Raw genomic sequence first — 19077 nt, forward strand, 5'->3', positions numbered from 1 at the left:
TACCCTTTGCGGGGCTGACCGTACCGATCTCAAGGAGACCCTAGAACCGTGGCATCGTCTTCGGCGCCGGTGCACCCATACCGCTATTTGTCGTTCTTCCTGGCGCTGCTCGTCGGTGCCTACCTACTGGTGTTTCTCACCGGCGACAAGCAGGCCAAGCCCAAGCTGGGCATCGACCTGCAGGGCGGTACCCGGGTCACCCTGACAGCACGTACCCCTGACGGCTCGACACCCACCCGCGAGGCGCTGATCCAGGCCCAGGAGATCATCGGCTCCCGGGTGAACGGTCTCGGTGTCTCCGGCTCTGAGGTCGTGATCGACGGTTCGAACCTGATCATCACCGTGCCCGGCCAGGACGGCAGCGAGGCCCGCAACCTGGGCCAGACCGCGCGGCTGTACATCCGGCCCGTCGTGCACGTCATCCCGGCTCAGGGCGCGCAGCCCGCGAAGCCCGCCGCGCCGGCTCCCGGCGCACCTGGCGCTCCCGGAGCTCCTGGTCTGCCTCCGGGCATCCTGCCGATGCCCGGTGGTCCCGGCGGCGGCGGTATGCCGCCGCTGATCGCCCCGGCCGAGCCCGAGGCCCCGGTCACCCAGCCGACGCCGGGCGTGCCCGCGCACCCGGCATCCACCGCTCCGGCGCCCGCGCCGGCCCCGCAGCCGCGGCCGTTCCCCGAGGAGCCGACCCCGGCACCGTCGGACAGCCCGACTGCTCCGGCGCCCGCGCCCGCAGAACCCGGCGCGCCCGCGCCTGGCGCTCCGGCCGCACCCGCTCCTGGTGCTCCGGCTCCGGGTGCCCCCGCCCCTGGTGCTCCGGCACCGGGCGCGCCCGATGCGCACGGCCCCAAGGCCGAGTTGGCTCAGCGCATCGCCGATGAGAAGGCCCTGCGTCAGAGCACGCAGCCGCAGATCCAGCTGCTCGCGCTGCAGTTCCAGGCCACCCGTTGCGACCAGCAGGACGTGCTGGCCGGCAACGACGACCCGAACCTGCCGCTCGTGACCTGCTCCAAGGACCACAAAGAGGTCTACCTGCTGGACAAGTCGATCATCAGCGGCGACGAGATCAAGGACGCGTCGTCGGGCCTGAATCAGCAGCAGGGCGAGTACGTCGTCGACGTCACGTTCAAGGAGAAGGCCGCCGACGTCTGGGCCACCTTCACCGCCGCCAACATCGGCACCCAGACCGCCTTCGTTCTCGACTCCCAGGTGGTCAGCGCCCCGGCCATCCAGGAAGCGATCCCGGGTGGACGCACGCAGATCACCGGCCACTTCAACGCCACCACGGCGAAGGACCTGGCCAACGTGCTGAAGTACGGCTCGCTGCCGCTGTCGTTCGAGTCGTCCGAGGCTGAGACGGTGTCGGCCACCCTGGGTCTGACGTCGTTGCGCGCCGGGCTCTGGGCCGGTCTGATCGGCCTCGGTCTGGTGCTGCTGTACTCGCTGGCCTACTACCGGGTCCTCGGAGTCCTGACCGCGCTGTCGCTGGTCGCGTCGGGCGCCATGGTGTTCGCGATCCTGGTGCTCCTGGGCAGGTACATCAACTACACGCTGGACCTGGCCGGTATCGCCGGTCTGATCATCGGTATCGGTACGACCGCCGACTCGTTCGTGGTGTTCTTCGAACGCATCAAGGACGAGATCCGGGAAGGCCGCAGCTTCCGCTCGGCGGTGCCGCGCGGTTGGGCCCGGGCCCGCAAGACGATTCTGTCCGGCAACGCGGTGACCTTCCTGGCCGCCCTGGTGCTGTACGTCCTGGCCGTCGGCCAGGTGAAGGGCTTCGCGTTCACCTTGGGCCTGACCACGATCCTCGACGTCGTGGTGGTGTTCCTGGTGACCTGGCCGCTGGTCTTCCTGGCATCAAAGTCGGCCACCCTGGCCAAGCCTTCGTACAACGGCCTCGGCGCCGTGCAGCAGATTGCGCGCGAACGGCGAGCGGCCAGCCTGACGGGACGGGGGTAACACCGATATGTCGAAGCATTCAGCAGATGACACCGAGTTGGAGCTGACCGAATCGGCTGCGGCCGAAGAGGATTCGGCCACCGAGGTCGCGGAAACCACTGCCTCGGAGCCGGACGGCAACCTGCCGCACCACAGCTTCTTCGTCCGGCTCTACACCGGTACCGGCGCCTTCGAGGTGATCGGCAAGCGCCGCATGTGGTACGCGATCAGCGCGCTGATCATGCTCATCGCGATCGCCAGCATCGGTATCCGTGGATTCAACTTCGGTATCGACTTCGAGGGCGGTACCAAGGTCGCCATGCCCGTCGCGGGTGTCAGTGCCACTGCCACCCCGCAGGGCGTCGAGGACGTCTTCAGCAAGACCCTCGGCCACGCGCCGGAGTCGGTCGTGCGGGTCGGTAACGGCGACTCGGCCACCCTGCAGATCCGCACCTCGACGCTGTCGACCGCGGACACCGAGAAGCTGCGCAACGCGCTGTTCGATGCGTTCCAGCCGAAGGGCGAGGACGGCAAGGCCTCCAAGAACGTGATCAGCGACTCCGCGGTCTCGTCGACCTGGGGTGATCAGATCACCAAGAAGGCGTTGATCGCGCTGGTGGTGTTCGTCGTCATCGTCGCCATCTACATCACCATTCGCTATGAGCGGTACATGGCGTTGGCGGCATTGGCCTCACTGGCGTTCGACCTGGTCAGTACGGCGGGTGTGTACTCGCTCGTCGGGTTCGAGGTCACGCCGGCCACGGTGATCGGCCTGTTGACGATTCTGGGCTTCTCGCTGTACGACACCGTCATCGTGTTCGACAAGGTCGAGGAGAACACCCACGGCTTCGAGCACACCACTCGACGGACCTTCGCCGAGCAGGCCAACCTGGCGGTCAACCAGACCTTCATGCGGTCCATCAACACCAGCCTCATCTCGGCGCTGCCGATCATCTCGCTGATGGTGGTCGCGGTGTGGCTGCTGGGCGTGGGCACGCTCAAGGACCTGGCGCTCGTTCAGCTGGTCGGTGTCATCGTCGGCACCTACTCGTCGATCTTCTTCGCGACTCCGCTGCTGGTGTCGATGCGCGAGCGCACCGACCTGGTCAAGAACCACACCCGCCGCGTGCTCAACCGCCGCAAGTCGTCGACCGAGCGCGGCACTTCCGGTGGCGACGAGGTGACGGTCGGTGTGGTGGACGCACCGGCCAAGCCGGCGCCGGGGGCCAAGCCCTTGCGGCCTACCGGTAAGCCGTCGGGTAAGCGAAACAGCCGGGGCTAGCCCACCATGCCTGTGCGGTTCCGCGCATTGGCCGGTGCGGTGATGTTGGTGGCCGGTTTCGGCCTAACCGGTTGTGACAGTTCGGCTGACGCCGTCGACTACATCGTCGACGGCGCTCTGCCCACCTACAACACCGCGTCGGTCGTCGGCGCGGCATCCGGTGCGCCGCAGGCCTTTTCGCGGGTGCAGACAGGCTTCAACTTTCGCGGGCCCGACGGGCAGGTGGTCGCCGACCGTGACTTCGGCACCGTCTCTGTCGTCGGCCGCGCCCCGCTGACCCTCGACTACAAGATCAACGACAGTGCCGTGTACTCCGACGGCAAGCCCGTCACCTGCGACGACATGGTGCTGGCCTGGGCCGCGCAGTCGGGGCAGTTCCCGGCGTTCGACGCGGCCAGCCGTGCTGGATACGCCGATCTCGCCGCCGTCGACTGCACCCCGGGCCAGAAGCGGGCTCGCGCCGTCTTCGTCCGTGACCGCGCGGTCACGGACTACGGGCAGTTGTTCGCAGCGACGTCGATGCTGCCGGCGCACGTGCTGGACGACGCATTGGGCCTCGGCGACGGCGGAGTGGCGAAGGCGCTGCAAACGGGCGACGGACCGACCATCGACAAGATCGCCGAGGCATGGAACACCACCTGGGATCTGAAACCCGATGCGGACCTCAAACGGTTCCCGTCGGCCGGCCCGTACAAGCTGGCGTCGGTGGCCAAGGACGGCTCGATCACCTTGGCGGCCAACGACAAATGGTGGGGCGCCAAGCCCGTGATCGGCAAGATCACGGTGTCACCGCGCGGCGCCGACCTGGCGAGCCGGATCAAGTCGGGCAAGGCCGAGATCGTCGACGTCGCCGCCGGCGTGATCGGCAAGGACGATGTGCCGGCGAGTTACACCCGCAAGGACAGTGCCTCCGATGACATCCAGCAGTTGATCTTCGCGGCGCAGGGCGTGCTGGCCGATCCCGGTGCACGCCGCGCCGTCGCGCTCTGCACGCCGCGGGACGCCATCGCCGCCGCGGTCGGGGTGCCGGTCAGCAACGCCCGGCTGAACACCGCGTCTGACGATTCCCTCGCGGTGGCCGAAAACGTGGATGCGAGTGGACAATTCGCCGCCGCCGACGTGGACGGCGCGCGCACTGCCGTCAACGGCCAGCCGCTGACGGTGCGGATGGGCTATCGCGGCCCGGATGCCCGGCTGGCGTCGGTGGTCGCCGCGATCACCAAGTCGTGCGGCGCTGCCGGCATCACGGTGCAGGAGGTGGCGTCGCCGACGATGGGCGCACAAAGCCTGCGCGCCAACGACATTGACGTGCTGCTGTCCGGTGGCGGGGGAGCCGCGGGTAGCGGGTCCAGTGGTTCGTCGGTGGTGGATTCGTACGCCTTGCACAGCGGCAACGGCAACAACCTGTCGGGATATGCCAACGAGCGGGTCGACGGCGTCATCGCCGCCCTGGCGATCACCACCGATCCCAAGGAGCAGGCGCGCCTGCTCGGCGAAGGGGCGACGGTGCTGTGGGGCGACGTGCCGACCCTGCCGCTGTACCGCCAGCAGCGGACCCTGCTGGTGACGAACGACATGACGTTGGTGCGCGCCAACCCCACGCGGTGGGGTGCCGGCTGGAACATGGACCGTTGGGGGAGCAAATGAGTGACCTGAATACCCTCTTCGCCGAACTGGTCCGTGAGGTGCCGGATTTCCCGGAGCCCGGTATCCAGTTCAAGGATCTGACGCCGCTGCTGGCCGACGGTCGCGGACTGGCGGCCGTGACGGCAGCGCTGGCCGAGGTGGCCGACGGCGTGGACCTGGTCGCCGGTATCGACGCCCGCGGCTTCCTGCTGGGCGCGGCGGTCGCGACGCGGTTGGGTACCGGTGTCCTTGCGGTCCGCAAGGGCGGGAAGTTGCCGCCGCCGGTGCACAGCCAGGCCTATGCGCTGGAGTACGGCACCGCCACGCTGGAGATTCCCGCCGACGGGATCGATCTGACCGGCCGGCGCGTTGTCGTCATAGACGACGTGCTCGCCACCGGTGGCACGGTTGCTGCGACGGTCCGTCTGCTCCAGGCGGCAGGTGCGACGGTGACCGCCGCGGCGGTCGTGCTGGAGCTGAATGGCTTGGGTGGACGTGCTGTATTGGAACCGCTGCCGGTCACCAGCCTGTACGTAGTCTGAGGGGCTATTCTCGACAAACCAGGTGTAGGAGGTGTGCGGCGTTGGCTGACGACAAGGTGACGCAGGTTCAATCGGCGCCGCCCGAGTCGACGCCGGGGATGTCACTGGAAACGGCCAAGGGCACGGTCAGTGCATCTCGCCGCGTCCGCGCCCGGCTCGCCCGCCGGATGACCGCTCAGCGCAGCCTGGTCAACCCGGTCCTCGAGCCGTTGGTCGCGGTGCATCGGGAGTTCTACCCGAAGGCCGACCTGGCGATCCTGCAGCGTGCCTACGAGATTGCCGAGGAGCGGCACGCGCCGCAGCTGCGCAAGTCCGGCGACCCGTACATCACCCATCCGCTGGCCGTGGCCAACATCCTGGCCGAACTCGGCATGGACACCACGACGCTGGTCGCCGCGTTGCTGCACGACACCGTCGAGGACACCGGATATACCCTGGAGGCGCTGACCGCCGAGTTCGGCACCGAGGTCGGTCACCTGGTCGACGGCGTCACCAAGCTGGACAAGGTGGTGCTCGGTTCGGCGGCCGAGGCCGAGACCATCCGCAAGATGATCATCGCCATGGCCCGCGATCCGCGCGTGCTGGTGATCAAGGTCGCCGACCGGCTGCACAACATGCGGACCATGCGGTTCCTGCCGCCGGAGAAGCAGGCCCGCAAGGCCCGCGAGACGCTGGAAGTCATTGCGCCGCTTGCTCATCGGCTCGGTATGGCGACCGTCAAGTGGGAGCTGGAGGATCTGTCCTTCGCGATCCTGCACCCCAAGCGCTACGAGGAGATCGTGCGGCTCGTCGCCGACCGGGCGCCGTCGCGTGACACCTATCTGGCCAAAGTGCGCGCCGAGATCGCCAATTCGCTGCTGTCGATGAAGATCAACGCGACGGTCGAGGGCCGGCCCAAGCACTACTGGTCCATCTACCAGAAGATGATCGTCAAGGGCCGCGACTTCGACGACATCCACGACCTGGTCGGTGTGCGCATCCTCTGCGACGAGATCCGGGACTGTTACGCCGCGGTCGGTGTCGTGCATTCGCTGTGGCAGCCGATGGCAGGGCGGTTCAAGGACTACATCGCGCAGCCGCGGTTCGGCGTCTATCAGTCGTTGCACACGACGGTCGTCGGCCCGGAGGGCAAGCCGCTGGAGGTGCAGATCCGCACCACCGACATGCACCGCACCGCGGAGTACGGCATCGCGGCGCACTGGCGGTACAAGGAAGCCAAGGGCCGCAACGGGTTACCGGCGGGTGGCCATGCCACCGAAATCGACGACATGGCGTGGATGCGCCAGCTGCTCGACTGGCAGCGAGAAGCAGCGGACCCGGGCGAGTTCCTGGAGTCGCTGCGTTACGACCTTGCCGTGCAAGAGATTTTCGTGTTCACCCCCAAGGGTGACGTGATCACGCTGCCGGCTGGTTCCACGCCCGTCGACTTCGCCTACGCGGTGCACACCGAGGTCGGGCACCGCTGCATCGGCGCCCGGGTCAACGGGCGCCTGGTGGCGCTCGAACGCAAGCTCGAAAACGGCGAAGTGGTCGAGGTTTTCACCTCCAAGGCGCAGAACGCCGGCCCGTCGCGGGACTGGCAGACGTTCGTGGTGTCACCGCGGGCGAAGGCCAAGATCCGGCAGTGGTTCGCCAAGGAACGTCGCGAAGAGGCGCTGGAGACCGGCAAAGACGCCATTGCCCGTGAAGTGCGCCGCAGCGGAATGCCGTTGCAGCGGTTGATGAACGCCGAACTGATGGCCACACTGGCCCGCGAGCTGCGCTACGCAGATGTCTCGGCGCTGTACACCGCAGTCGGTGAAGGACACGTCTCGGCCCGGCACGTTGTGCAGAGGCTGGTGGCCACGCTCGGTGGTGACGACGAAGCCGCCGACGAGATCGCCGAACGGTCGACGCCGGCCACCATGCCGGTGCGGCGCCGCACGAATGACGATGTGGGCGTGGCAGTTCCGGGCGCGCCCGGCGTGCTGTGCAAACTTGCGAAGTGCTGCACGCCGGTGCCCGGCGACAACATCATGGGCTTCGTGACCCGTGGCGGTGGCGTCAGCGTGCACCGGACCGACTGCACCAACGCCACGTCGCTGCAGGAGCAGGCCGAGCGCATCATCGACGTGAAGTGGGCACCGTCGCCGTCGTCGGTGTTCCTGGTAGCCATCCAGGTCGAGGCGTTGGACCGCCACCGCTTGTTGTCCGACGTCACGCGGGTGCTGGCCGACGAGAAGGTCAATATCCTGTCGGCGTCTGTGACCACCTCCAACGATCGAGTTGCGATCAGCCGCTTCACTTTTGAAATGGGCGATCCGAAGCACCTCGGTCACGTGCTGAACGTGGTGCGTAACGTCGAGGGCGTGTACGACGTCTACCGCGTGACTTCGGCCGCGTAGCGGGCTTTTTCGCTGTTGCTCGCGATTTGAGCAAACCCGTACTCGGCGCTGCGCAAGATTGGTGCAGGACTGCGGTCTGCGGTGCGGGTAATCTCAGATGCGGGACTGTCCAGAAGTGGGGGTGGACGCGTTGAGCGGTGAATTGAAGGTCGATCTTGAGACCATGTCGTGGTCGGCGGCTTCGGTGCCGCCCGCGGAGGGGGCGAACATCCCCGCTAAGGCCGATCCAGTCAGCCTGATGCTTTCCTCCTACCTGCCGGGATTGGTCGACGGTGCGAATGAGAAGGTCGCGGCGGCGACGGCCAACGATCACGCGTTTGCGGGCAAGGTCTCGTCTGCTCGGGGTGCATACCAGAGCGGGGACGACGCCGGCGCGCAGGCGATCCAAAAGGCCGACGGGAATCTGAATCCGGCTTCCGGCGCAGGCAAATCGGGCGGCGGCGCTGACGGCGGCATGGGCCAGTTCGGCCAGATGATGGGCATGGCGATGCAGGCCTTCCAGGCCCCCGCGCAGGCGATGCAGGCGCTGGGTTCGGTGCCGCAGACCGCGATGCAGGCCGCCCAGCAGATCGGGCAGCAGGTCCAACAGCTGGCTGGCCAGGCCGGCAAGGATGGCGGCAAGCCGGGCGAGGGTGGCGCTGGTGCAACAGGAGCGGGTGGGGCCGGTGGTCCGCAGGCCAAGCCGGAGGACCGCAAACCGGGCGAGGAAAAGGCCCGCGAGGACAAGCAGGACGAGAAGGCCGAGGAAAAGAAGGACCGCGAGGCCGACAAGAAGCACGCCGCGGCCGGACCGACCAGCGGCCCCACCGCACCGGTGCCGCCGTCCGCACCTGCGCCCCGGTCGGGGCGGCACGCCGCAAATCCTGCAGTTGATGTGTAATTTTCGGTCTTGACTGTTTTGCGTTGTGAGTTTCTGAGGGAGGGCGATCTGTGACGCAACCGCCGACGTGGGGTGCGCCCCCGCCGCAACAGCCGGGTGGCTGGCCGGGCCAGCCTCTGCCAGGTCAGCCTGGTCCGGGTGGGCAGTGGGGCCCGCAGCAGCCGTGGCCGGCTCCGGTTCCGCCGAAGAAGAGCGGCGCCGCTAAGTGGGCTATCGGAGCGGTGTCATTGGTCGCGGTGATCGCAGTGACGGCCACGGTTGCCGTGTCGTGCACCAAGAACAGCGGCGACAGCAACGGCGGTGGCGGAGGCGGCACCAAGACTTCGGCCGCTCCGTCGGACGTCGCGAGCGCCAACGACACCGGTCCGGTTGGGATCATCACAGAGGACCCGTCGTGTGCGCCCTGGCATCCGATACAGGTAATGCTCGCTGGCGTCGAAGACAACGGTTGGGGCAAGCGAGACTCTTCACTCCCGTCGTCGGCGTGGACGGTAGAGGTGCGGGCGCAGTACGAGGCTGTGGCTAAAGCGATGCGGAAAGCCGCAGATCAGGCTGTGCCCCTCTCGAAGATGACCACTCATCGCGTGATGCGTGAACTGTATGGACAGTTCATTGCATTTGGTCGCGCATACGCGGACAAGATTTTAAATGTCGCGACATATACGCCCATTGATGACAAATTGGCTCAAGCTGTATCAAGTGCGGGAAGCGCCATTGCCTATGTATGTGATGCCATTTCTTCGGGTTCTGCAGCCGCTAGAGCGCCGATGGCATCAGTATTAGCTGCCCCGAATTCCGTCGCTCCAATCGGTGATTTGGCGAATCCTCAGCGGATATTTGGAACTCCTGATGTCGTTTGTTCTGATTTGACACCGACGCTTAATCAATTGCTATCGAATACCGCCTTTAAGAACTGGGCGAATACGGACCCAAAGGTTCCGGTGAGTGATTGGACGCCTGAACAGCAGTCGCTTAATGATGCGGTCGCGCCAGTCATGACATCCACAGCGGACGCTCTGGAGAAGCTCGCGCAGCGAAGTACGAACCCTATCGTTCAGGATTTCATCATGCTGGGTGTTCAATACCGCCGAACTTACGTTCAGGCAATGCCGACATATCAACCAAGCGATTCAAGTATTTACCTCGCAGGCCAGATATCACCTTTGGTAGTGGTGGCTGCTTGTGGAGCCGTTTCCGGATGAGTGATTCGAAGAACTGCCGAATTTCCGATCACCCACAGAGCATCGATTGGGTGGGCACCGCAGCGCAAGATTGCCTCGGTGGATGCGGTGAAATGGTGGTGATTCATGGCGATTGAGCGGTATCACCCAGGTGATTTCGGTCCGAAGACGGTCGAGGGTCCTGCATTTCCGGACGTTGATGAGAATGCACTGAACGATATGGCCGTGCGACTCATGTCTTTGGGGGATCGCCTCGACGGTGAGGTGATTCCGCACCACGCCCACCAGCGGATGCAGTTGGCAGACTGGGAAGGTGAGGCCGGTCGGCTTGCGGAGGCGGCGGCCAAAGGCGTTCTTGGTTCGTATGGTGACGCGTGCGAGGCTGTTTATGCGGCGGCCCGGAAGGTGTTTCGCGCTGAATCTGCAGTGGTTCAAACCAAGAATGCGGTGAATCAGACCGCGGAGACCACTGAGCATCTCTGCCAGATATTCGCGAAGGCGGCCCTTCAGATGCTCGCGGCTGGTTGCGTCGCTGCACAGTCAGGGGATGCGGCAGCGGCCAATACGTTCTTCAACTCGGCCGTAACGTTCATGAAGTCGATCCAAGCGTTGACTGCTGCGGGTCTCGCCGAAAACACTCGCGCGGTCGCGGCGTGTGCCACCGGGTTGGCGCAGGATTTGGGAGTCCCGCCTGGCACTCCTGGCGCGAAAGGTGAGATGCCGCCTCCGCCTCCGCGGAATTCTGGCGATCCCAGTAGTTTGCCGGTTGGGCAATTACCAGGGAAGTTGCCGGGCGGTGGTGGCGGTCAGGGGGCTACCGGGACCGAAATAGTGCAGCAGCAGAATCCTGCGTCGAATCAGTCGAATTCCAGCGGTTCGGGTGCTGGTCAGGGCGCTACCGGGACTGAAATAAAGCAGCAGAACGATCCCGTTCCAAATCAACCGCATTCCAGCGGTTCGGGTGCTGGTCAGGGGGCTACTGGGACTGAAATAAAGCAGCAGGGCAACCAGATACCCGCACCCCAATCCGGGGACGGTGCGCAAGCTGCATCAGGCGCGCCTCCCCCAGGTGGGTCAGCACCTTCCGTCGTTGGCGGCAACCCGGCGGTGGGGTCACCGGGTTCGCGTTCACCGTCGCCCGGAACGACGTCGACCAGTGCGACCTCTGCGTCGTCTGCTTCCAGTTCAGCCTCCGGCAGCCCGTCAGGATCCCCGACAGGCCAGGGGCCAGGGCAAGGCACTGGACAGCAAGCCGGACAGCAAGGTCAGGGCCAGCAGACGCCGAAGAACCCGTTCGGCCAGCTGCCGACGCAACCACTTGCAGCGGCCGCGAACGCCGTTCCTCTCGCGGCTCCCGAGCAAGCGACGCAGACAGGCGCGGGGTCAGGCACTCCGGCCGCCACTGGTGGTGCAGCTACCGGCACCAGCGGCGCAGGTTCGGCACCCGTGTCACAAGCGTCGGCCAGTACCGCAGCCGCTCCGACAGGCACGCCGGCCGGCGCGGCGCCGGCTGCGCCGCTGGGTCCGGCTCCGACGCCGTCCCCGGCCGCACCCGTCGCTCAGCCGGGTGCGGGTGCCGGCGGTCCGGGTGGCCCAGGTGTCGCGCCGATGTCGGCAAACCAGCAGCAGAACGCCGCTGCGGCGGCGCCGATCCCGGTGACGGCGGCGCGGGCCGAGCGCGACGCGATGGCGGCCGCAGCGCGGGCCGGTTTGGTGCGCAAGTCGGCGGGCGACGCGGATGTGCAGTTCGCCGAGCGGATCGCTGCGGCATTGCACGCTCCGCCGTCGATCCCGCCAATGGCGTGGAACTTCGTGTGGGCGGTCGGCGTGACGACCAATGGAGAGATCATCGCCGCGAATTCCTATGGGGTGTCGTTCATTCCGGACGGGATGTGCCTTCCGTCGCAGGTCATCTTTGTCAGCGCCGACGAGAATGTCCCGGCGGGTCAGCGCGGCCGCTGGGTTCGTGAGCCGTTTGTCGCGCTCCAGGCGTGGTGCACGTTCTACGAGAAGACGCTGAAGGTGGTCATCGGCACCGAGCAGGAAGTGCAGCCGTTTGCCGGTAGCCTGCAGACGAAAGTCATTCCGCCGGAGGATATTCCGACCGACGGACTGATGAAGGGCCGTACCCGTCTGGAGATCATCGCGCCCGAGGCGGCGGCGAAGCTCGCCGAATGGCCGGACGCGCAACTGCACGAAGCCCTGCCGCCGCAGCCTGTTCAGCTGGTACCGCCGGACCCGGCGGCCATCGGCAAGGCGTGGATGGAATCGATCCGGCCGTTGATGCAGACGACGGGCGAGACCTACCGGACGGCGCACCTGGAGAAGCTGGCCGCCTATGGCCGGCTGCAGGAGGCCGCAGCACTGTACCGCGCGTACACCGCGCCGTATGCGGCCGACCTGCGGGCAGCGATCACCGATTGGGTGTGGTGGCAACAGTTCTCGACGATTCAGGGCGACGCCCAGCTCGTGGAACTGGGCGCCTAGCCCTACATGCCCTTGGGCAGCATTGCCAGCTGGCGGCTCTGCACGACGACCTGACCGGTGGAGTCGAGGATGACGTGGTCTTCCTCGAACCAGGTCTCGCCGACCACCGTCGAGCTGGCCTGCACCCGCAGCCAGCCCGGTGCGGGCCGCCGGCGCACGTAGGTGGTGAGCTGCACGGTGGGGGTCCAACCGAAATGCCCCTGATTCATGGTGACCGGGGGAGTGATGTCGCCCGCCATCAGGGCGAACAGCAGAGCGGTGTCGGGATTGGCCTCGTCATCGGCGAAGGGCCGCAACCACATTCGGTTGACGGGGTCGCCCTCTTCGCCGGAGAGGAACGGTGTCGCTGCGTCCAGGAAGAATTCGCAGCCCTGCGCCACGTGCACCAGTTCGCCGACCACCTGGCCCGCGGTGACCCGCACCGCATCCGCCGGCGGTTCGACCGGTAGGTACGACACCGCCAGCGATTCCTGCAGACGCGGCGGCTTGGCGTCGAGCGGCCCGAGGGTCACCGCACAGCTGACCGCCGCGCGACCATCCTGCGACAGCTGCACGTCGACCAGGGCGACCTGGCGCCCGTGCTTGCGAACCGTCGTGGTCAGCTGCACCTCGCCGGGATCAGGCGCATTCAGGTAATTGGCTGACACGGCTACCGGAGCCAGTTCGGACTCGGAGCCGATGGCCCGCTGCGCGGCCGCGGCACACACCGCCATCATGCAGCCGCCGTGCACCTTCGGGCCGATGGTCCACACCGGGTCGATGGTGGCGGTGAAGATGCCATCGCCCACCGCGGTGACGGTGGTGAGGTCGGTGAACGGGCGCGCAGTCATTTCATCTCCAACGGTGACGTGGTGGTTGCTGATTCCGGAACAGGCAAAGATCGCTACCGATTGGCCCGAATCTCGATGTCACCTGCGGAAACGGTGGCAGCATTTGGATCATCGGTGACGATCACGCCAACCCGGTTTCCGGATTCGCGGTCGACGAAGCACAGCGGCCCCCGGCCGTTCTGCAGATATTTGTCGCCCCACTGGCTCATCGCGAGGTACACCGGCAGCAGATCTTCTCCGGCCGCGGTCAGTCGGTACTCGTCTCGGACGCGCTTGCCGGGCTCCTGATAGGGCACCCGGACCATCAGCTGCGCAGCTTCCAACTGCTTGAGAGCGCGGGACACCGCGGGCGCCGATGTTCCGATCCGGTCGACGAAGTCTTCGAATCGTGTTGTGCCGAAAAGGCTCTCGCGGACCGCGAGGAACACCGTCTTGGTGCTGAGCAAGTCCAGCAGCTTGGCCACCGAGCAGCCATCGCCGATCGTCCACTGGCGGTCGCGCAGTCGTTCTTCGAACTCCATCACACCCTCTTTTTGGATAACGCTTGCGTTACTCAGATATCCGTGCTTCCATCTTAGTAACGACATCGTTATTCAGCAAGGGAGAGTGGTTCACGTGGTCGCAGTGGCAGGCAAAGTGGTCGTGGTAACCGGCGGTCGGCGTGGTCTGGGAGCCGCCCTGGTGGACGAACTGCTGGCCAGGGGGGCGCGCAAGGTCTACTCGACCGGCCGGTCGTCGTTCACTGACGAACGACCGGAGGTGGTCCCCGTCGAACTCGAAGTGCGTTCGGAGGCGTCGGTCGCCGCGTTCGCGGACATCGCATCGGACGCCGAGATCGTGTTCAACAACGCCGGAATCCTGTTGCCCGGCTCGCTGCTGACCGGTGGTTTCGACGATATCGAGGCCACCTTCGACATCAACGTCTTCGGGCCGCTGCGCGTGGCTCGGGCCTTCGCGCCGATCCTGGCGGCCAATGGCGGCGGCGCCCTGGTCAACATGCACTCGGTGCTGTCGTGGGTCGCGGGTAGCGCGGCATACGGCGCCTCCAAGGCGGCGATCTGGTCGGTCACCAACTCGCTGCGTGGCGAGCTCGCCGGCCAAGGCACGCAGGTGGTTGGCGTTCACGCCGGATTGATCGAGACCGACATGGCCGCGGATATCCCCGGACCCAAGACCACCGCCGTCGACATCGCGACGCGCATCCTCGACGGCCTGGAATCCGGCGCGGTCGAGGTCTTGGCCGACGACGTCTCGGTGGGTGTCAAGTCAGCATTGTCGGGCCCGGTCGAGAACCTGACCTTCGCGATGGCAGTGTGAAAAGCCATGCCGCTGTGGACCATTCACCACACACCGGACTTCTTCACCGCCGAGGATAAGCGCGAGCTGGCGTCCCGGATCACTGATCACTACGAGAAGGCCGGGCTGCCGCGGTTCTACGTCGTCGTCATCTTCAATGAAACCCGTTCGGGCGACCTGTATGTCGGCGGTGAACAAACAGATGTCGCGCTGCGGGTGGTCATCGACCACATCGCCCGCCGCGCCGCAGACAAAGAGCACCGCAACCGGGTTGCGCACTGGATCAAGTCGATCCTGAGTCCGTACCTGGACGGTCGCGACAACCTGCACTGGGAGTTCCACGTCGACGAGACCAGCGAGGACCTCTGGATGATCAACGGATTGATTCCGCCGCCCATGGGCTCCGACGTTGAAAAGCGTTGGGTCGCAGAGAACGCGGTTTCTGCCTACTGATCACGTCAATGCTGCCGTAGGGGTTACGACCCCAACGGCAGCATTGCCATTTGTCGACTCTGCACGACCACCTGGCCGTTGGCGTCGAGGATGACGTGATCCTCTTCGAACCAGCTGTCGCCGACGACGGTCGAACTGGCCATGACGCGCAGCCAACCGGGTGCCGGCCGACGACGCAGGTAGGTGGTCAGCTGGACCGTCGGCGTCCACCCGAAATGCCCGCGGTTCATCGTGACCGGGGGTGTGATGTCACCGGCCATCAGCGCGAAGAGCAGGGCCGCATCCGGATCGGCTTCATCGGATGCGAAGGGACGCAACCATATCCGAGTGACGGGTTCGCCTTCGGCGCCGGTGAGGAACGGCGTCGCGGCGTCCAGACGCATGTCACAGCCCTGCGCTACGTGGACGACGTGGCCAAGGGGATGGTCGGGCGTGACCAGTACGGCGTCAGCGGGTGGCTCGGCCGGCATGGCCGTCGCGGCCAGTGGCACCTGATGGCGCGGCGGCTTGGTGTCGAGCTGCCCGAGCGTGACCGAACATGTCACGGCGACTCGGCCGCGTTGGGACAGCTCAACCTCGACGAGGTTCACCTGGCGGCCGCGTTTGCGGATCGTGGTGCTGAGCTGGACCTCTCCGGGGTCAGGTGCGCTGAGGTAGTTGGCGCTCAACGCAATCGGTGCCAGTTCGGCGGCGTCGGGGACGCTGCGTCGAGCGGCTGCGGCGCACACTGCCATCATGCAGCCGCCGTGCACCTTGGGGCCGATGGTCCATCTGGCGTCGATGTTGGCGGTGAACGTACCGGCATCGACGGCGGTGACAGTGATCAGGTCGGTGAAGGGGTGGGATGTCATGCCATCTCCAATTCCGGTGTTGTGGTAGCGGATTCAGCGGTGCGAGCGGGACGGGTGCGGACCTTCAGGGGCCACCAGAACCAGCGTCCGAGTAGCGCCGCGATCGACGGGGTGATCAGGGAGCGCACCACGAAGGTGTCGAACAACAGGCCGAGCCCGATCGTCGTGCCGATCTGGCCGACCGAGCGCAGGTCGCTCGCGATCATCGAGATCATGGTGAACGCGAACACCAGCCCGGCCGCGGTGACCACGCCGCCGGTGGCGCCGGTGGCACGAATCAGTCCGGTGCGCAGACCCGCGCCGATCTCCTCCTTGAAGCGCGACACCACCAGCAGGTTGTAGTCGGAACCGACGGCCAGCAGCACGATCACCGACATCGCGATCACCAGCCATTGCAACTCGATGCCCAGGAAGTACTGCCAGATCAGCACGGACAGGCCGAAGGACGCGGCGAGGGACAGCACCACGGTGCCGACGATCACGATCGCCGCGACCAGCGCCCGGGTGATCAGCAGCATCACCACGAAGATCAGGATGATGGCCGCGAGCGCCGCGATCAGCAGGTCGTAGTGCGCGCCCTGCTGGATGTCCTTGTAGGTGGCGGCGGTACCGCCCAGGTAGAACTTCGCACTGGCCAACGGCGTTCCCTTGACCGCTTCCTTGGCGGCCTGCAATTCGGCGTCGACGTGTGAAATGCCTTCCAGGGTGGCCGGATCCACATCATGGGTGACGATGAATCGCGCCGCCTCGCCGTCGGGGGACAGCATCAGCTGCATACCGCGCTGAAAATCGGGGCTGCTGAACGCCTCTGGCGGCAGATAGAACATGTCGTCGTTCTTCGCGTCGTCGAACGTCTGGCCCATGGCCGCGGCGGTGTCGGTCATGCGCTCCATCTGGGTGACCATGCCGTCGAAGGTGCTGCGCATCGTCTGCATCAGATCGCGGACGTCGGAGGACAGGCTGATCATCGGCGGCAGCTGCGCGGCGATCTGCGGTGTCACCGTGTCGAGCCTGCCCATCGCGTCGGACAGCGCCTTGGTGTTGTCGGCGAGCCGGTCGAAGCCATCGGTCGCGTCGAACACCGAGCGCATCGCATGGCAGATCGGAATGTCGAAGCAGTGCGGCTCCCAGTAGAAGTAGTTCCGCAGCGGCCGGAAGAAGTCGTCGAAATCGGCGATCTGGTTGCGCAATTCGGCGGTGGTGGCCGACATGTCCTGTGCCGCAACATCTCCAGCGTGCGTGGCGTCGGCCAGCTGCACGCTGAGCTCGTGCATGTGCCGCATGATGCCGATCATCGAGGTGAGGTGGTCGGTCATGGTCTGGATGTCGCCGAGCCGCGCCTTCATGAACTGCAGGTTTTCGTTCATCGAGACGGCCTGAGCACTGATCTGGAACGGCACCGAGCCGTGTTCCATCGGCGGCCCGAGGGGCCGGGTGATGCTCTGCACCCGCGCGATGCCCGGCACCCGGAAGATGTTCTTCGCGATCCGGTCCAGCACCAGCATGTCCCGGGAGTTCCGTAGGTCGTGGTCGGCTTCGACCATCAGCATGTCGGGGTTCATTCGCGCTGAGGTGAAGTGCTTTTCGGCAGCCGCGTAGCCGATGTTGGACGGCACGTCTTTCGGCACGTAGAAGCGGTTGTCGTAGTTGGTGCGGTAACCGGGCAGGGCCAGCACGCCGACCAGCGCGGCGGCGGTGGCCGCGACCAGGATGGGCCCGGGCCACCGGACCACGGCGGTGCCGACGCGGCGCCAGCCGCGGGTCTTGTTGGCGCGCTTGGGGTCCAGCAGGCCGAAGTGGGTGCTGACGACCATCACGGCGGGTGCGAATGTCAACGCCATCACAAGGATGACGATCATGGCGGTCGCGCAGGGCAGGGCAAGCGTGTTGAAGTAGTTCAGCCGGGTGAACAGCAGGCACATCATGGCGCCGGCGATGGTCAGCCCGGAGCCGAGGATGACGTGATAGACGCTGGAAAACGTTGAATAGTAAGCGGTTACCCGGTCCTCGCCGGCACTGCGCGCTTCGTGATACCGGCCGACCAAGAAGATCCAGTAGTCGGTGCCGGCGGCGATCGCCAGGGCGGTCAGCACGCTGACCGCGAACGTCGACAGGCTGATGGCGTGGATGTGACCCAGCACGGCGACCAGTCCGCGGGCCATGCTCATCTCGGTCAGCACGACCAGCAGGGCAATGAATGTCGTTGCGAGGGAGCGGTATACGACCAACAACATGACAGTGATGACGACGAGCGTCACCACGGTCATCTTGACCATGCTCTTGTCGCCGGCTTCGTTGGTATCGGCCACGAGGGCTGCCTGGCCGGTGACGAAGGCTCTCACGCCGGCCGGTGGATGACTGCGATCGACGATGTGCCGCACCGCGTCGACGGATTCGACGCCCTGCGTGGATCCCTGGTCGCCGCGCAGGTTGACCTGGACGTACGCCGCCTTGTGGTCTTCGCTCTCGGACCCCGCCGAGGTGATGCGGTCGCCCCAGAAGTCCTGCACATGCTCGATGTGGGTGGTGTCCCGCTGCAGCTGTTGGACCAGATCGCCGTAGTACTGCCGCGCTGTATCACCGAGCGTCTGGTCGGACTCGATGATGATCATCAGCACGCTGTCCGAGTCGAATTCGCCGAACTTGGTGCCGATGTGCTTGGTCGCGATCACCGACGGCGCATCCTGCGGGGAGAGCGACACGGCGTTGTTCGCGCCGACGACTTCGAGCTTGGGCACCAACAGATTGGTGGCCGCGGTGGCAGCCAGCCAGATCAGGATGATCGGCACCGACAGGATGCGGATCAGTCGGGGATAGCCGCCGCGGGTGTTTGTGTGCTGGCCGCTCATGCTGCTTTCACCAGGCAAAAGGTGGTCGCCGATGCGCCATCGGCGGCCTGGTGGTCGCGGAGTTCGCCATTGACCGTGATCCGACAGGTCAGCCGGTTGCTGTCACCCTGCGCGACGAGGTTGGCGAACACGCTCGGCACCGTCGTGGTCAGCGTCTTCGACCAGGGCAGTGAGGTGAAGCGCTCCTGCTGCGGCTGCGCCCGCTCATCGACGTAGCTGATCATCCCGGAGGTGCCCGACGGTCCGTCCACCTCGTACGTCACGTACTTCGGGATCGTGGAAACGATGTTGTCCGTGCGGGATTCGGCGGATTGCTGGCTGCCGAACACGCCGTGGAAGCGGTCGATGATGAAACCCCCGACCGTGACGACCGCGACAACGGTCAACAGCACCCAGCTGCGCCGCGCAGCCTTGAGCAACCAGTTCATGGAAAGCACCATACGACCGTATGTATACGCATGTATAGTTACGGTGCGGTGGC

Annotated in this window: 15 protein-coding genes; 10 read left to right on the plus strand and 5 right to left on the minus strand. The window is 65.9% G+C overall.

Features of this window, described 5'->3' with window-relative positions:
* Positions 1-48 precede the first annotated feature (48 nt).
* The 8 genes from secD to AC1U2B_RS03340 all read left to right on the plus strand — a co-directional run bounded on the left by secD (position 49) and on the right by AC1U2B_RS03340 (position 12317).
* Entirely contained in the window at positions 49-1956 is a 1908-nt protein-coding gene (secD, locus tag AC1U2B_RS03305; protein ID WP_480215637.1) for a protein translocase subunit SecD, read from the plus strand.
* 7 nt (positions 1957-1963) lie between these two features.
* The gene (secF, locus tag AC1U2B_RS03310; protein ID WP_260939236.1) at positions 1964-3217 is read left to right on the plus strand and encodes a protein translocase subunit SecF; all 1254 of its coding nucleotides are present in this window, start codon (positions 1964-1966) and stop codon (positions 3215-3217) included.
* A 6-nt stretch (positions 3218-3223) separates the two neighbouring features.
* Positions 3224-4864 carry an ABC transporter substrate-binding protein gene (locus AC1U2B_RS03315; protein ID WP_480215638.1) on the plus strand — a complete coding sequence of 547 codons (1641 nt, stop codon included), beginning with the start codon at positions 3224-3226 and terminating at the stop codon, positions 4862-4864.
* A complete protein-coding gene (locus AC1U2B_RS03320) occupies positions 4861-5385 on the plus strand; it encodes an adenine phosphoribosyltransferase (RefSeq protein ID WP_043399167.1) in 525 nt (174 codons plus the stop codon). Before AC1U2B_RS03315 ends, AC1U2B_RS03320 begins: the two co-directional genes overlap by 4 nt.
* A gap of 98 nt (positions 5386-5483) precedes the next feature.
* Positions 5484-7769: a RelA/SpoT family protein gene (locus tag AC1U2B_RS03325; protein WP_234711458.1), complete on the plus strand. Its 2286-nt coding sequence runs from the start codon at positions 5484-5486 to the stop codon at positions 7767-7769.
* Positions 7770-7890: 121 nt separating this feature from the next.
* Entirely contained in the window at positions 7891-8649 is a 759-nt protein-coding gene (locus tag AC1U2B_RS03330) for a hypothetical protein (RefSeq protein WP_480215639.1), read from the plus strand.
* A gap of 221 nt (positions 8650-8870) precedes the next feature.
* Entirely contained in the window at positions 8871-9851 is a 981-nt protein-coding gene (locus AC1U2B_RS03335) for an ESX-1 system-associated protein (RefSeq protein ID WP_480215640.1), read from the plus strand.
* A gap of 1425 nt (positions 9852-11276) precedes the next feature.
* The gene (locus tag AC1U2B_RS03340; protein WP_480215641.1) at positions 11277-12317 is read left to right on the plus strand and encodes an EspK C-terminal domain-containing protein; all 1041 of its coding nucleotides are present in this window, start codon (positions 11277-11279) and stop codon (positions 12315-12317) included.
* 2 nt (positions 12318-12319) lie between these two features.
* Here AC1U2B_RS03340 and AC1U2B_RS03345 read toward each other — a convergent pair whose 3' ends face one another.
* Positions 12320-13147, minus strand: coding sequence for a thioesterase family protein (locus AC1U2B_RS03345; protein ID WP_480215642.1), 828 nt, complete (start codon positions 13145-13147; stop codon positions 12320-12322).
* Positions 13148-13200: 53 nt separating this feature from the next.
* Entirely contained in the window at positions 13201-13668 is a 468-nt protein-coding gene (locus AC1U2B_RS03350) for a winged helix-turn-helix transcriptional regulator (protein ID WP_480215643.1), read from the minus strand.
* A gap of 94 nt (positions 13669-13762) precedes the next feature.
* Between AC1U2B_RS03350 and AC1U2B_RS03355 the strand changes: the two genes are divergently transcribed.
* Both AC1U2B_RS03355 and AC1U2B_RS03360 read left to right on the plus strand, forming a co-directional pair.
* Complete coding sequence (locus AC1U2B_RS03355) at positions 13763-14464, plus strand: SDR family oxidoreductase (protein WP_480215644.1); 702 nt, start codon at positions 13763-13765, stop codon at positions 14462-14464.
* A gap of 6 nt (positions 14465-14470) precedes the next feature.
* A complete protein-coding gene (locus tag AC1U2B_RS03360) occupies positions 14471-14896 on the plus strand; it encodes a tautomerase family protein (RefSeq protein WP_480215645.1) in 426 nt (141 codons plus the stop codon).
* Positions 14897-14919: 23 nt separating this feature from the next.
* On the opposite strand, the gene AC1U2B_RS03365 is transcribed toward AC1U2B_RS03360, so the two are convergent.
* Genes AC1U2B_RS03365 through AC1U2B_RS03375 form a run of 3 tightly spaced genes read right to left on the minus strand, consistent with a single transcriptional unit; the run spans position 14920 to position 19024 of the window.
* Positions 14920-15747, minus strand: coding sequence for a thioesterase family protein (locus tag AC1U2B_RS03365; protein WP_480215646.1), 828 nt, complete (start codon positions 15745-15747; stop codon positions 14920-14922).
* Positions 15744-18596 carry an MMPL/RND family transporter gene (locus AC1U2B_RS03370; protein WP_480215647.1) on the minus strand — a complete coding sequence of 951 codons (2853 nt, stop codon included), beginning with the start codon at positions 18594-18596 and terminating at the stop codon, positions 15744-15746. The genes AC1U2B_RS03365 and AC1U2B_RS03370 overlap by 4 nt, the downstream gene beginning before the upstream one ends.
* Positions 18593-19024 carry an MmpS family transport accessory protein gene (locus AC1U2B_RS03375; RefSeq protein ID WP_480215648.1) on the minus strand — a complete coding sequence of 144 codons (432 nt, stop codon included), beginning with the start codon at positions 19022-19024 and terminating at the stop codon, positions 18593-18595. The genes AC1U2B_RS03370 and AC1U2B_RS03375 overlap by 4 nt, the downstream gene beginning before the upstream one ends.
* Positions 19025-19077 lie beyond the last annotated feature (53 nt).

It is taken from the genome of Mycolicibacterium sp. P4_G11 (assembly GCF_056555145.1).